Below are 13,212 nucleotides of genomic sequence, written 5' to 3' on the forward strand. Positions count from 1 at the left end.
CCCGCCGGCACGGGACCGGCGGATAGCGCCCCGGCACGGCAGCCGCCCCGGCAACGGCAGCCGCCGGGAGCGGCGGCGCCCCGCCCCGGCCGCTCAGTCCTCGCTCGCGCCGCCTCCGGCCGCGGAGCCGCCCGGCTTCCCGGTCCCGTTGCCGCCGGGCTCCTCCTCGTCGTCCTCGGCGGCGGTGGTGTCGCCCTCCAGCAGACGGGCCAGCGGGCGGCCGACGATCCGCTTGAACTTGCGGCGCTGCGGGCGGGTGCGGTCCAGCACCGCCACCTCCAGCTGATCCGCGGTCAGCTCCCGTTCGGAGCCGTTGCTGTCCCGGGTGAGGGACTCCACGGCCAGCCGCAGCGCCGCACCCAGGGTCATGCCGTCCTGGTGCCGCTGGCTCATGTGGCTGCCGATCTGGTCGGCGTTCCCGCCGATCGCCACCGAGCCGTGCTCGTGGACGATGGAGCCGTCGTGCGGCAGCCGGTAGATCTGGTCGTCCTCCGGGGTCTCGCCGACCTCGGCGACGATCAGCTCCACCTCGTAGGGCTTCTCCCCCGCGCTGGAGAAGATCGTGCCCAGGGTCTGGGCGTAGACGTTGGCCAGGCCGCGGGCGGTGACATCGGTGCGGTCGTAGGTGTAGCCGCGCAGGTCGGCGTAGCGGACGCCGCCGATGCGCAGGTTCTCGAACTCGTTGTACTTGCCGACCGCGGCAAAGGCGATGCGATCGTAGATCTCGCTCACCTTGTGCAGCGCCCGGGAAGGGTTCTCGGCCACGAACAGGATGCCGTCGGTGTATTGCAGCACCACCACACTGCGGCCCCGCGCGATGCCCTTGCGGGCGTACTCGGCGCGGTCCGCCATGGCCTGCTGGGGTGAGACATAGAACGGCGTGGTCACCGGATGCGTCCCTTCCTGTATCGGACCTGGGGTCAGAGGACCGGAGCCTGCGGCCCGTTGGGCAGCTCCAGGCGGCGGTCGAGCACCGCGCGGGCGGTCTCCGAGACCTCTGCCTCGGTGAGCTTACGGAATCCGTCCTCGGTGATCACTGCCACGATGGGATAAATGCGCCGGGACACGTCCGGACCGCCGGTCGCCGAGTCCTCGTCGGCCGCGTCGTACAGTGCCTGGATCACGGCGGTGACGGTCTGCTGCTCGGTCAGATCGTCCCGGTGCAGCTTCTTCAGAGCGCCGCGGGCGAAGAGCGAGCCGGAGCCCACGGCGGCGAAGCCGTACTCCTCGGAGCGGCCGCCGGTGACGTCGTAGGAGAAGATGCGGCCCTTCTCCCGGTCCGTGTCCCAGCCCGCCAGCAGCGGGATGACCGCGAGCCCCTGCATGGCCATGCCGAGGTTGCCGCGGATCATGGCGGACAGCCGGTTGGCCTTGCCCTCCAGCGACAGCACCGCACCCTCGACCTTCTCGAAGTGCTCCAGCTCCAGCTGGAACAGCTTCACCAGCTCCACGGCCAGGCCGGCGGTGCCGGCGATACCGACCGCGGAGTAGTCGTCGGCGGGGAAAACCTTTTCGATGTCCCGCTGGGCGATCAGATTCCCCATGGTGGCCCGGCGGTCGCCGGCGACCACCACGCCGCCGGGGAAGATGGCGGCCACGATGGTGGTGCCGTGCGGCGCCTCCACCGGGCCCTTCACCGGCGGCAGACCCCGGCCGCTCGGCAGCCGCTCCGGGGCATGGTCGGAAAGGAAGTCGAGGAACGAGGCGGAGCCCGGTGTCAGGAAGGCTGCCGGGAGACGACCCTGTTCGTGGGAGTTGGCTGCCACAGGATTCCTTCCGGAGTGTTGACGGACTGCAGGACGCAAGCAGGGCGCAGGCGAAGCAGAGTACGACACGGACCCTACCCGCCGGGCGGCCATGATCCACATGGTGGCGGCAGCTCCGGGCGGATCATACGGCGGCGCCCCGCTCCGGCCCGGTCAGGGGCGGGCGCGGCCGATGACCGCGCCCGCCCGTGCTGCGGGCTCCGGCCCGCATCCGCCCCGGAGGGCAATGCCTTCCGCGGGCGGGCCGGGCGGCTGCGCCCGGCCCGCCCGCCGCGCCTACTCCCCGCCCTTCTGCACGAAGCCCCGCACGAAATCCTCGGCGTTGGACTCCAGGACCTCGTCGATCTCGTCGAGCACCGAGTCCACGTCGTCACTCAGGGCCTCTTGGCGCTCCTTGAGCTCCTCGGAGACCTCGACGTCCTGAGTCTGTTCCTCGGTTTCCTCGGTGGTGCGCGACGCCCGCTGCTGGCCGCCGTTGTCCTTTGCCATCTGCCTCACCCCGCTCGGTTCGAAGCTTCGAGATCAGACCCTACAAGCAGGGGCTGACATCGGCTCCCCGGTGACCGCGTCACCGCCGTGACCGGCGGCGCCGGTGCGGGAAGCCACTGCGATCATTCCCTCCTGGCGGGCACCTAGCCCCCGGAGAGCGCCCGGACAAGATCCTCCGCCGTGCGGCACCGGTCCAGCAGATCCTTGACGTGCTCCTTCGTGCCGCGCAGCGGGTCCATGGTGGGCACCCGCTGGAGCGAGTCCCGGCCGGGCAGGTCGAAGATCACCGAATCCCAGGACGCGGCGGCCACGTCTCCCGCGTACTGCTCCAGGCACCGTCCCCGGAAATAGGCCCGGGTGTCCTCCGGCGGGGTCCGCTGGGCCCGCAGCACGTCCTGGTCGTCCAGCAGCCGGTCGATGCGTCCGCGGGCCGCCAGACGGTTGTACAGGCCCTTGTCGGGCCGCACGTCGGCGTACTGGAGATCCACCAGGTGCAGCCGGGCGGCGTCCCAGCCCAGGCCGTCCCGGCGGCGGTAGCCCTCCAGCAGCTCCCGCTTGGCCACCCAGTCGAGCTGCCCGGCCAGGCTCATCGGATCGGTCTCCAGCCGGGTGAGCACGTCCTCCCAGCGGGCGAGGACGTCCTTGGTCTGGTCGTCGGCGTCGTCGCCCCAGCGCTCCTCGACGTATTTCCGCGCCAGCTCGAAGTACTCCATCTGGAGCTGCACCGCGGTGAGGGTGCGCCCGCTGCGCAGCGTGACCAGTTCGCGCAGGCCGGGGTCGTGGCTGACCCGGTGCAGCGTGCGCACCGGCTGGTCCACGGCCAGGTCCACGGCGATGAAGCCGTCCTCGATCATGGACAGCACCAGCGAGGTGGTGCCCAGCTTGAGGTAGGTGGAGATCTCCGAGAGGTTGGCGTCCCCGATGATCACGTGCAGCCGCCGGTACTTCTCGGCGTCCGCGTGCGGCTCGTCCCGGGTGTTGATGATGGGCCGCTTCAGGGTGGTCTCCAGGCCCACCTCGACCTCGAAGTAGTCGGCGCGCTGGCTGAGCTGGAAGCCGTGCTCGCCGCCGTCCTGGCCGATGCCGACCCGGCCGGCCCCGGTCACCACCTGGCGGCTGACGAAGAAGGGCGTCAGGTGCCGCACGATGTCCGAGAACGGGGTCTCCCGCTTCATCAGGTAGTTCTCGTGGCAGCCGTAGGACGCGCCCTTGTTGTCGGTGTTGTTCTTGTACAGCTGGATGGGCTGGGTGCCGGGCACCTCGGCGGCCCGCCGGGCGGCCTCGGCCATGATCCGCTCGCCCGCCTTGTCCCAGAGCACGGCGTCCAGCGGATTGGTCACCTCGGGGGCGCTGTACTCCGGATGGGCATGGTCCACGTAGAGCCGGGCGCCATTGGTCAGGATGACGTTGGCCAGCCCGATGTCCTCGTCGGTGAGCTGGCTGGCGTCGGCGTTCTCCCGCGCCAGGTCGAAGCCGCGGGCGTCCCGCAGCGGGTTCTCCTCCTCGAAGTCCCAGCGGGCGCGCCGGGCCCGGTGCATGGCTGCCGCGTAGGCGTTCACTACCTGGGACGAGGTGAGCATGGCATTGGCATTGGGGTGACCGGGGACGGAAACGCCGTACTCCGTCTCGATGCCCATCACTCGCCGTACAGTCATGCGGCCCTCCTTGCCCGCCGGTGCCGCCGTCGCGACCGCCGTGCCTCTACCGAGGCTACTTCGAGGCTACGGGGCACGGATCGCGCTGACGAGATCACTGCGGGTTTCCTGTGGACTGTCTGGGAAAACCAGCCGGCTGCGGGGCCCGCCCAGGGCGCGCCCCGCAGCCGGCGTGGTTGCGCTGCGTCGGTGCTCTACCAGTATCCGCCCGATTACAGATACTGTCCGGTGGACACGGTGTCGATGGACCGGCCGGTGTCCGCACCCTGCTTCCCGGTGACCAGGGTCCGGATGAAGACGATGCGCTCGCCCTTCTTGCCGGAGATCCGGGCCCAGTCGTCCGGGTTGGTGGTGTTGGGCAGGTCCTCGTTCTCCTTGAACTCGTCCACACAGGCGGCGAGCAGGTGCGACACCCGCAGGCCCTTCTGGTCCTTGTCCAGGAAGTCCTTGATCGCCATCTTCTTGGCCCGGTCCACGATGTTCTGGATCATGGCGCCGGAATTGAAGTCCTTGAAGTACAGGACCTCCTTGTCGCCGTTGGCGTAGGTGACCTCCAGGAAGCGGTTCTCCTCGGTCTCCGAGTACATCTGCTCGACCACCGTCTGGATCATGGCGTCCACGGCGGCCTCGGCGCTGCCCTGGTGCTCGCGGAGGTCGTCCTCGTGGATCGGCAGCGTGGGGGTGAGGTACTTGGAGAAGATGTCCTTGGCCGCCTCGGCGTCCGGCCGCTCGATCTTGATCTTCACATCGAGCCGCCCGGGCCGCAGGATCGCCGGGTCGATCATGTCCTCGCGGTTGGAGGCGCCGATCACGATGACGTTCTCCAGGCCCTCCACACCGTCGATCTCGGAGAGCAGCTGCGGCACGATGGTGTTCTCCACGTCCGAGCTGACCCCGGAGCCGCGGGTGCGGAAGAGGGAATCCATCTCGTCGAAGAAGACGATGACGGGTGTGCCCTCGCTGGCCTTTTCCCGGGCCCGCTGGAAGACCAGCCGGATGTGCCGCTCGGTCTCGCCGACGTACTTGTTCAGCAGCTCGGGGCCCTTGATATTGAGGAAGAAGCTCTTGCCCGCGGGCTGGCCGGTGACTTCGGCGACCTTTTTGGCCAGGGAATTGGCGACCGCCTTGGCGATCAGCGTCTTGCCGCAGCCGGGTGGGCCGTAGAGCAGCACGCCCTTGGGCGGGCGCAGCTCGTGCTCCCGGAAGAGATCGGGGTAGAGGTAGGGCAGTTCCACCGCGTCGCGGATCAGCTCGATCTGGCCGCCCAGGCCGCCGATCTTGCCGTAGTCGATGTCCGGCACCTCTTCCAGCACCAGCTCCTCGACCTCGCTCTTGGGCACCACCTCGTAGACGAAGCCCGAGCGGGTGTCCAGCAGCAGGGCGTCGCCGGCCCGCAGGGTGGCGTCCATCAGCGGCTCGGCGAGGCGCACCACGCGCTCCTCGTCGGTGTGGCCGACGACCAGGGCGCGCTCGCCGTCCTCCAGGATCTCCTTGAGGGTGACGATCTCCCCGGCCCGCTCGAACAGCATGGCCTCAACGACGTTGAGCGCCTCGTTGAGCATGACCTCCTGGCCCCGCCGCAGCTCCGCCAGGTCGATGGACGGGCTGACGTTCACCCGCAGCTTGCGCCCGCCGGTGAAAATGTCGGCCGTGCCGTCCTCGTTGGCGCCGAGGAAGACGCCGAACCCGGACGGCGGCTGCGCCAGCCGGTCGACCTCCTCCTTGAGGGCCACGATCTGGTCGCGGGCCTCGCGCAGAGTGTTGGCGAGCCGCTCGTTCTGCGCGGTCACCCCGGCCAGATTGGTCTGCAGCTCGACAATCCGTTCCTCAAGGATCCGGGTGTGGCGCGGAGAGTCGGCCAGCTTGCGGCGCAGGACGGTGATCTCCTGCTCCAGGTCGGCAACCTGCCGGGAGGGATCATCGGACCCCCGACCGGACCGGATACCGCGGTTGATGTCGTCATCGTGGGATGCCACGGTCCTCACCTCCTCCAGGGGGAGCTGGACGCTTTCTGACCCTACCTGGCCGGGTGTCGTTCGAAACCCCTAGATCACGAACCGGGCCAAGGTGTGTCCGATCTTCACCCTTGCGCACTCCCTCACTCAAGGGGAATACCCAGCGAGCGCCGCACCCCATCCCACAGCATCCCCAACGGCATCGCAAAGCGGACAGATGTATGGTCGTAGCCGGCCAACGAGCACCGGAACCGGCATTTTCCGACCAGTGCCGAACCATCGCTTGACCGGCACCGGACCACCGCCCGACCGGCACCGGACCACGTCCGGCAGGACGGGCGGGCGGCGCGGGCGGCGGCAGGCGCAGACGAAGGACGGGCAGGGGACGATGACCGCGCAGCAGCGATCCGCCGGGGAACGAACCGACGCCCTGGAGGTCTGGATCGACCAGGACCTGTGTACCGGCGACGGGATCTGCGCCCAGTACGCGCCGGAGGTGTTCGAGCTGGACATCGACGGGCTGGCCTACGTGAAGCCGCCGGCCGCGCCGGGCGAGGAGGCGCCGCTGCTCACCGAGCCGGGCGCGGCGGCCCCGGTGCCGCTGCCGCTGCTGGACGACGTGGTCTCCTCGGCCCGGGACTGCCCGGGCGAGTGCATCCATGTGCGCCGGGTCTCGGACGGCGCCGAGGTCCACGGCCCGGACGCGCCGTAGCCGCCCCGGGCGGCGCCTGCGCGGGGCTGCCCGCGCGGGCCGGTGCCCGCGCGGGCCGGGCGGCTCAGGCGCCGTGCAGGTCGGCCAGGGCGGCCGGCGGGGCGCCCTGCTCGATGACGGGCTTCCCGTCCCGCCAGGACCAGGTGGCCTCGCCGTGCAGGTCGGGGGCGGCCCGCGGGACCTCGGGACCGGAGTAGCCGAAGAGTGCCACGGTGACCGTGGCGCCGTCCGTCTCCAGCCGGTCCACCAGCATGCCGTCCGCCGGGTCGACCAGGGTGTGGGCCACCACCGGGGCGGCCCGCGGGCCGGCCTCGGGCGCGGGGTGGGTGAGCAGGTAGACGCCGTTGGGCGGGGTGCCGCCGCCGGCGTCGCAGCGGACCACGGCCACGGTCTCCGGCCGGCCGTCCCGGTCCAGATCGGTTTCGGCCCGGTCGGTGACCGCGACCTCGTACGGTCCGCAGTCGAGCGGGTACGCGGCGGCCTCCGGGTCGGGGGGCGTGACGGAGATCCCGGGCTCCGCCCCGGGGCCGTCCTGCGGAACGGCCGGGGCCGCCGGGGGACCCGCCGCGGCGCCGGACGGGCCGGCCAGGGACGCCGCCCAGGTCCCGGCGGCGACCAGCACCGCGGTGGCGAGCCAGTGGAGCGGACCGGAACGGGTGTGGGGGAGGTCGGGGCCTGCCGTGGGCTGCACGCGGGGGACTCCTGGGGGGAACGGGGTGGCACGGGCCGGTGGAGGTGGCCAGCATCGTGCCACATCTCACACCCGTGCGACGCGGCCGGGGGACGGAAAACCCGTCCCCCGGCCGGGATTTCCGCACCGCGCGGGTGCCGCGGCCGGAGGGCCGGGGCCCCGCTCAGCCGCGGCCGCCGCCGGGACCGGTGTAGTCCTCGCCGTAGGCACCCGGTGCCGGGCGGCGGCGCCGGCGCGGCGGCTGCACCCCGTCGGCCAGCCGCCGGGAGGTGAGCAGGAAGCCGGTGTGGCCGACCATGCGGTGGTCGGGCCGGACCGCCAGCCCCTCCACGTGCCAGGTGCGGACCATGGTCTCCCAGGCCGCGGGCTCGGTGAAGCTGCCGTGCTCGCGCAGGGTCTCCACGGTGCGGGCGAGCTGGGTGGTGGTGGCCACGTAGGCGCACACCAGGCCGCCGGGCACCAGGGCCTTGGCGACCGCCTCCAGGCATTCCCAGGGGGCCAGCATGTCCAGGATCACCCGGTCCACCTCGGTGTCGCCGAGGGTGTCCTGCAGATCACCGACGGTCAGCCGCCAGGCCGGGTGCGGGCCGCCGAAGTAGCGCTCGACGTTGCCCCGGGCGATCTCCGCGAAGTCGGCCCGCCGCTCGTAGGAGTGCAGCATGCCGCCGTCGCCGACCGCGCGGAGCAGGAACATGGAGAGCGATCCGGAGCCGACCCCGGCCTCCACCACCCGGGCGCCGGGGAAGATGTCGGCCATGGACAGGATCTGCCCGGCGTCCTTGGGGTAGACGACGGCTGCCCCGCGGGGCATGGACAGGACGAAGTCGGGGAGCAGGGGGCGCAGCGCGAGGTACTCGACGTTGCCGGTGGTGCGGACGACGGTTCCCTCGGGCGCGCCGATCAGCTCGTCGTGCGGGAAGGCACCCTTGTGGGTGTGGAAGCTCTTCCCGGTTTCGAGCGTGAAGGTGTAGTGGCGGCCCTTGGGGTCGGTGAGCTGAACCTGGTCCCCGACCTGGAAGGGCCCGCGACGGCGGGCGGCACCGGTCGGTTCGGACATATGCGCAAGCCTAGTGCAACGGCCGGGCCCGGCCGGCCGCCGGACGGGCGGCCGGACCGGCGGCCGCGGGCCGGGGTCAGGAGGAGCCGGCGGGCGGGCCGGAGTGCTTGGCCATGGCGTTGACGAAGGCGCGCTCCACGTCGACGGCGGAGAGCACCCCGTAGATCTCGCCGCCCTCCTCGATCACCAGGTACTCGGTGGCGGGGGTGGCCCGCAGATGCTCCAGCAGCTGCTCGCCGGTGAGGTCGGCGGGCACCCGCATGCCCTCGGTGAGCTCCTGCGCCAGGGTGCCCACCGCCACCCAGGGGCGGCGGTGCTCGGGGACCTGGGCGATGGCGGTCTCCCGCACGATGGCCCGCGGGCTGCCGTCCCCGGCCACCACCACCAGGGCGCGGGCCCCGGAGTCGTTGGCCCGGCGCAGCGCCTCGGACAGCGGGGTGTCGCCGGCCACCGGCACGGCCCGGCGGGTCAGGGCACGGGCGCGCAGCGAGGGCAGCCGTTCCCGCAGCCGGGCCATGCGCAGGCTGTTGCCGGCGCCGGTCCAGATGATGGCGGCCAGGATGGCGGCCAGCAGTCCGTCGGTGAGCGAGTCCACGCCGGTGAGCGAGGAGCGGTCGGTGAGGCCGCTGGTGTGGGTGGCCAGCGGGAAGCCGATCAGCACGGCCACGGCCAGCACCCGGCCCACCCAGGCGGCGGCCACGGTCCCGGTCATCGCGTTGCCGCTGAGCTTCCAGATCACGGCACGCAGCATCCGGCCGCCGTCCAGCGGCAGGCCGGGCAGCAGGTTGAAGACGGCGACGATCAGGTTGGAGATCATCAGGCCGGCGAGCAGCACCCCCGGCACGGTCCCGGCGGCGACCACGCGCATCCCGGCGTAGAAGACACCGGCCAGTACCAGGGAGAGCAGCGGGCCGACGAAGGCGAGGACGAACTCCCGGCCGGCGGTCTCGGACTCCTTCTCGATCTCCGAGACGCCGCCGAAGAACTGCAGGCGGATGCGCCGGACCGGGAGGCCGAAGCGGAGCGCGGCCACGGTGTGCGCGAGCTCGTGGACCAGGACCGAGGCGTAGAAGGCGACCGCGAAGAAGAGCGAGACCAGGTAGCGGCCGGTGCCCAGCTCGGGGAGCACGCGGCCGAGCTGGTTGCCGAAGAACCAGGTGATGAGGGCGGCGACCAGGAACCAGCTCGGCGCCACGTAGACGGGTACGCCGAAGAGGCGGCCCATGAGGATGCCTCCGCCGGCCTCCCGGGCACGCGGCCGTTCCGCGTCGGCGGACCGCCCGTTCTCGCTTCCTGCCACCGCTTCCCCTCTGCTGGCCCGGTCCCCGGTCCCCGGGCTCCGGCGCGAACCGCCCGGGCCGTCCGATCCTGCCCCGGGGTTCCGCCGTTCAGTCGGCTGTGCTGTCGATGGTATGCCGCTGAGTGTCAGTACCGGGGCATAGGGTTGCCGACCATGAACGGTTCCCGGTCCGCGCCGCCCCGCCCGCCCGTCGCGTCGCTGTCGCCCTCCCGGGCGGCGGATTTCCTCCGGTGTCCGCTGCTGTACCGGTTCCGGGTGATCGACAGGCTGCCGGAGGAGCCGAGTCCGGAGGCGGCCCGGGGCACCCTGGTGCATGCCGTGCTGGAGCGGGTCTTCGACGCCCCGGCGGCGGAGCGCAGTGTGCCCGGGGCGCGGGCCCTGGTGGTGCGGGAGTGGGAGCGGCTGCTGACCCGCCGTCCGGAGCTGGCCTCGCTGTTCGCCGAGGACGACGCCGCCGCCCCCGGCGGCACCGCGGAGACCGGAGACACCGCAGGGGCCGCGGAGGACGGGCCGGGTGCGCGGCTGGCACGCTGGCTGGCGGATGCCGAGGAGCTGGTGGAGCGCTGGTTCTCGCTGGAGGATCCGTCCCGGCTGGAGCCCGCCGAGCGGGAGCTGTTCGTGGAGGCGCAGCTCGATTCCGGGCTGCGGCTGCGCGGGGTGATCGACCGGGTCGACGTGGCGCCGACCGGCGAGGTGCGCATCGTGGACTACAAGACCGGCCGGGCGCCGAGGCCGGAGTTCGCGGCCGAGGCGCTGTTCCAGATGAAGTTCTACGCGCTGGTGGTGTGGCGGCTGAAGGGCGTGATCCCGCGCCGGCTCCAGCTCGTCTATCTGGGCAGCGGCGAGGTGCTGACGCATGATCCGGAGGAGTCGGAGCTGCGGGCGGTGGAGCGCAAGCTGCTGGCGCTGTGGGAGGCGATCCGGGCGGCGACCGAGTCGGGCGACTGGCGGCCGAAGCGGGGCAGGCTGTGCGGCTGGTGCAGCCATCAGGAGCGGTGCCCGGAGTTCGGCGGCACTCCCCCGCCGTATCCGCCGGCGGTGCAGCCGGCGCTGCCGGCGGAGGCCGTTCCCGGCCCCCGTCCGGCCGAGGCCGCCGGGGAGGGCGGCACCGCCGCGGCGGACGCGCGGCGGGACGCACCGGGAGAAGGCGGGGCGGGTGGGCGAGAATGACAGCCGTCGACGGTGCAGATGCTTGAGGGGAGCTGCCGTGCCGATCCGGGTGCTGCTGGTGGACGACCAGCCGCTGCTGCGTACCGGTTTCCGGATGATTCTGGAGGCCGAACAGGACATCGCCGTGGTCGGCGAGGCGGGAGACGGCCAGCAGGGGCTGGAACAGGTGCGGGCCCTGCAGCCGGATGTGGTGCTGATGGACATCCGCATGCCGCGGATGGACGGCGTGGAGGCCACCCGGCGGATCACCGGCCCGGCCAAGGACGGTCCGGCCAAGGTGGTGGTGCTGACCACCTTCGATCTGGACGAATACGTCGTGGAGGCGCTGCGCGCGGGTGCCAGCGGCTTTCTGCTGAAGGACGCTCCGGCCGCCGAACTGGTACAGGCCATCCGCGTGGTGGCGGCGGGCGAGGCCATGCTGGCACCGAGTGTCACCCGCCGGCTGCTGGACAAGTACGCCGGGCATCTGCCCGCCGCCGAGCAGCAGGCGCCCCATTCCCTGAGCACCCTCACCGAGCGGGAGGTGGAGGTGCTGAAGCTGGTGGCACGCGGGCTGTCCAATGCCGAGATCGCCGCGGATCTGTTCGTCAGCGAGACCACGGTGAAGACTCACGTGGGCCATGTGCTGACCAAGCTGGATCTGCGGGACCGGGTGCAGGCGGCGGTGTACGCCTATGAGAGCGGGCTGGTCCGCCCCGGCCAGTGAGCGGCCGGGGCGGGCGGGGCAGGCGGTGCGCGGCCGGGCTCAGCCGCCGGTGCGGCTGATCTCCCAGAAGCGGAAGACGGTGGAGGCGTCCAGGCTCCACTGCAGGCCGTTGATGTCCTCGGCGGCCACGGCGTACTGCCGGCCCTGCCAGAGCGGGATCAGCGGCAGTTCCTCGGCGACGATGTCCTGGATCTTCTGGAAGTCCGCGACGGTGCGGGCCCGGTCGCTCTGCCCGGCGGTGCGGGGGATGAGCCGCTCGGTGATCGGGCCGGCGTCGTAGTTGTTGTTGAGCACGTTGTCCGGGCCGAAGAAGGGTGCGGTGAAGTTCTCCGGGTCCGGGTAGTCGGGCACCCAGCCGCGCACATAGACGCCGAACTCGCCGGCCGCGATGCCGTCCAGGTAGGCGTCCGTGTCCAGGCTCTCCACCGTGGCGTTGAACAGGCCGCTGGCGTTGAGCTGGCCGGCGATGTTCTCGAAGGCCGGCTCGACGCCGGGCCCGAACCGCACCGGGGTCACCCACAGGGTGAGGTCGACCGGCTCGGTGATGCCCTCGTCGAGCAGCGCCCGGCGCGCCTTGTCCGGCTGCGGATAGTCGCTGTAGCGGTCGAAGAAGGCGGTGTTGTGGCCGGTGATGCCGGCCGGGATCACCGAGTAGAGCGGCTCGGTGGTCCGCTGGTGGACGTCGCGCACCACCGAGGAGCGGTCCAGCAGATGGGCGACGGCGCGCCGCACTCCCTCGTTCCCGGCCACCGGGTCGTCCAGGTTGAAGACCATGTGCAGGACCTCGGCGCTGGTGCCGTCCACCACCTTGAGGGTGCCCTGGCCCAGAGTGGCCGAGCGGTCCAGGCCGGCGATGTCCTCGGCCGCCAGACCGCGGTAGGCGATGTCGACCCGGCCGGACTCCAGGGCCTCCTTCAGGCCCTGCTGGTCGCCCTCGAAGAGTCTCAGGGTCATTCCGTCGTTCTTGGCCCGCGCGGGCCCGCGGTACCTGTCGTTCACCGAGAAGGTGAGCCGGTCGCCGTCGGCGGAGTCCAGGGTGTAGACGCCGGAGCCGACCGCCCTGCCGTCGGTGCGCAGGGCGTCGGCCGGGTACTCCCGGTGGTCCACGATCGAGCCGGCGCCGGAGGCGATCTTCAGCGGGAAGGTGGCGTCCGGCTGGTTGAGGTGGAAGACCACGGTGCGCTCGTCCGGGGTCTCGATGCGGTCGATGGTGGAGAGCATCACCGCGGCCGGGCCGTTCTCGTCGTCGATGCGGATCGACCGGTCGAAGGAGTGCTTCACGTCCTTCGACGTCAGCGGGCGGCCGTTGCTGAAGGTCAGCTCCTCGCGCAGCACGCACATGTAGCGCTGGTTCGCCGGGTCGGTGAACTGGCAGCTCTCGGCGGCCTCGGCCTGCGGCTCGCTGCCGCCGGCCGGGAAGCTGAGCAGCGACTGGAAGACGTTGTTGAACACCAGCCAGGAGCCGGGGTCGTAGCCGGAGGCCGGGTCGAGGGAGGAGACGGTGTCCGTCATCCCCATGACGATCCGTCCGTCGCCCCCGGCGCCGGGGTCCCCGGTCCATCCGCATCCGGTGAGCAGGGCGGCGGCGGTTCCCGCCGAGACGGCGAGCGCCGCCCACTGGACGCGTTTCCTCACGTGCCTGTCCTTTGCGTTCCGCGGCTGTGACCAGGTCCGGCCAGGTCATCCGGGGTGTCCGCGCCCATGCGGGCCC

The 13,212-nt window shown here is 71.8% G+C and carries 12 protein-coding genes; 3 read left to right on the plus strand and 9 right to left on the minus strand.

All coding sequences use genetic code 11. The features are described 5' to 3' along the window. Positions 1 to 93 precede the first annotated feature (93 nt). From prcA to arc, 5 genes are all read right to left on the minus strand, one after another. Positions 94 to 888 carry a proteasome subunit alpha gene (gene prcA / locus GQS09_RS12720; RefSeq protein ID WP_165986151.1) on the minus strand — a complete coding sequence of 265 codons (795 nt, stop codon included), beginning with the start codon at positions 886 to 888 and terminating at the stop codon, positions 94 to 96. Positions 889 to 920: 32 nt separating this feature from the next. Further along, complete coding sequence (prcB, locus tag GQS09_RS12725) at positions 921 to 1,766, minus strand: proteasome subunit beta (protein ID WP_165986152.1); 846 nt, start codon at positions 1,764 to 1,766, stop codon at positions 921 to 923. A gap of 276 nt (positions 1,767 to 2,042) precedes the next feature. Continuing rightward, the gene (locus tag GQS09_RS12730; RefSeq protein WP_093840721.1) at positions 2,043 to 2,255 is read right to left on the minus strand and encodes a ubiquitin-like protein Pup; all 213 of its coding nucleotides are present in this window, start codon (positions 2,253 to 2,255) and stop codon (positions 2,043 to 2,045) included. Positions 2,256 to 2,398: 143 nt separating this feature from the next. Further along, positions 2,399 to 3,910, minus strand: a complete 1,512-nt coding sequence (gene dop / locus GQS09_RS12735) for a depupylase/deamidase Dop (RefSeq protein ID WP_165986153.1) — start codon at positions 3,908 to 3,910, stop codon at positions 2,399 to 2,401. A 212-nt stretch (positions 3,911 to 4,122) separates the two neighbouring features. Beyond that, positions 4,123 to 5,886: a proteasome ATPase gene (gene arc, locus GQS09_RS12740; RefSeq protein WP_165986154.1), complete on the minus strand. Its 1,764-nt coding sequence runs from the start codon at positions 5,884 to 5,886 to the stop codon at positions 4,123 to 4,125. Between the two features lie 367 nt (positions 5,887 to 6,253). Here arc and GQS09_RS12750 point away from each other — a divergent pair, with 367 nt between their 5' ends. Next, entirely contained in the window at positions 6,254 to 6,577 is a 324-nt protein-coding gene (locus GQS09_RS12750) for a ferredoxin (protein WP_165986155.1), read from the plus strand. Between the two features lie 64 nt (positions 6,578 to 6,641). On the opposite strand, the gene GQS09_RS12755 is transcribed toward GQS09_RS12750, so the two are convergent. The 3 genes from GQS09_RS12755 to GQS09_RS12765 form a co-directional block, all read right to left on the minus strand. Further along, positions 6,642 to 7,268 carry a hypothetical protein gene (locus GQS09_RS12755; protein ID WP_165986156.1) on the minus strand — a complete coding sequence of 209 codons (627 nt, stop codon included), beginning with the start codon at positions 7,266 to 7,268 and terminating at the stop codon, positions 6,642 to 6,644. Between the two features lie 163 nt (positions 7,269 to 7,431). Then, a complete protein-coding gene (locus GQS09_RS12760) occupies positions 7,432 to 8,325 on the minus strand; it encodes a tRNA (adenine-N1)-methyltransferase (protein WP_165986157.1) in 894 nt (297 codons plus the stop codon). Positions 8,326 to 8,401: 76 nt separating this feature from the next. Continuing rightward, positions 8,402 to 9,625: a site-2 protease family protein gene (locus GQS09_RS12765; protein ID WP_165986158.1), complete on the minus strand. Its 1,224-nt coding sequence runs from the start codon at positions 9,623 to 9,625 to the stop codon at positions 8,402 to 8,404. A gap of 153 nt (positions 9,626 to 9,778) precedes the next feature. Here GQS09_RS12765 and GQS09_RS12770 point away from each other — a divergent pair, with 153 nt between their 5' ends. Then, positions 9,779 to 10,795, plus strand: a complete 1,017-nt coding sequence (locus GQS09_RS12770; RefSeq protein ID WP_165986159.1) for a PD-(D/E)XK nuclease family protein — start codon at positions 9,779 to 9,781, stop codon at positions 10,793 to 10,795. Between the two features lie 37 nt (positions 10,796 to 10,832). Next, positions 10,833 to 11,501 carry a response regulator transcription factor gene (locus GQS09_RS12775; protein WP_165986160.1) on the plus strand — a complete coding sequence of 223 codons (669 nt, stop codon included), beginning with the start codon at positions 10,833 to 10,835 and terminating at the stop codon, positions 11,499 to 11,501. A gap of 39 nt (positions 11,502 to 11,540) precedes the next feature. Here the strand turns inward: GQS09_RS12775 and GQS09_RS12780 are convergent, their stop codons facing one another. Next, entirely contained in the window at positions 11,541 to 13,136 is a 1,596-nt protein-coding gene (locus tag GQS09_RS12780; protein ID WP_165986161.1) for an ABC transporter substrate-binding protein, read from the minus strand. Positions 13,137 to 13,212 lie beyond the last annotated feature (76 nt).

It is taken from the genome of Streptomyces sp. YIM 98790 (assembly GCF_011421595.1).
Taxonomy (GTDB): Bacteria; Actinomycetota; Actinomycetes; order Streptomycetales; family Streptomycetaceae; genus Streptomyces.

Coding starts and splice junctions, on each gene's coding strand:
- GQS09_RS12730 (WP_093840721.1), bottom strand. CDS start 2,255: ATGGCAAAGGACAACGGCGGCCAGCAGCGGGCGTCGCGCACCACCGAG.
- GQS09_RS12750 (WP_165986155.1), top strand. CDS start 6,254: ATGACCGCGCAGCAGCGATCCGCCGGGGAACGAACCGACGCCCTGGAG.
- GQS09_RS12770 (WP_165986159.1), top strand. CDS start 9,779: ATGAACGGTTCCCGGTCCGCGCCGCCCCGCCCGCCCGTCGCGTCGCTG.
- dop (WP_165986153.1), bottom strand. CDS start 3,910: ATGACTGTACGGCGAGTGATGGGCATCGAGACGGAGTACGGCGTTTCC.
- GQS09_RS12760 (WP_165986157.1), bottom strand. CDS start 8,325: ATGTCCGAACCGACCGGTGCCGCCCGCCGTCGCGGGCCCTTCCAGGTC.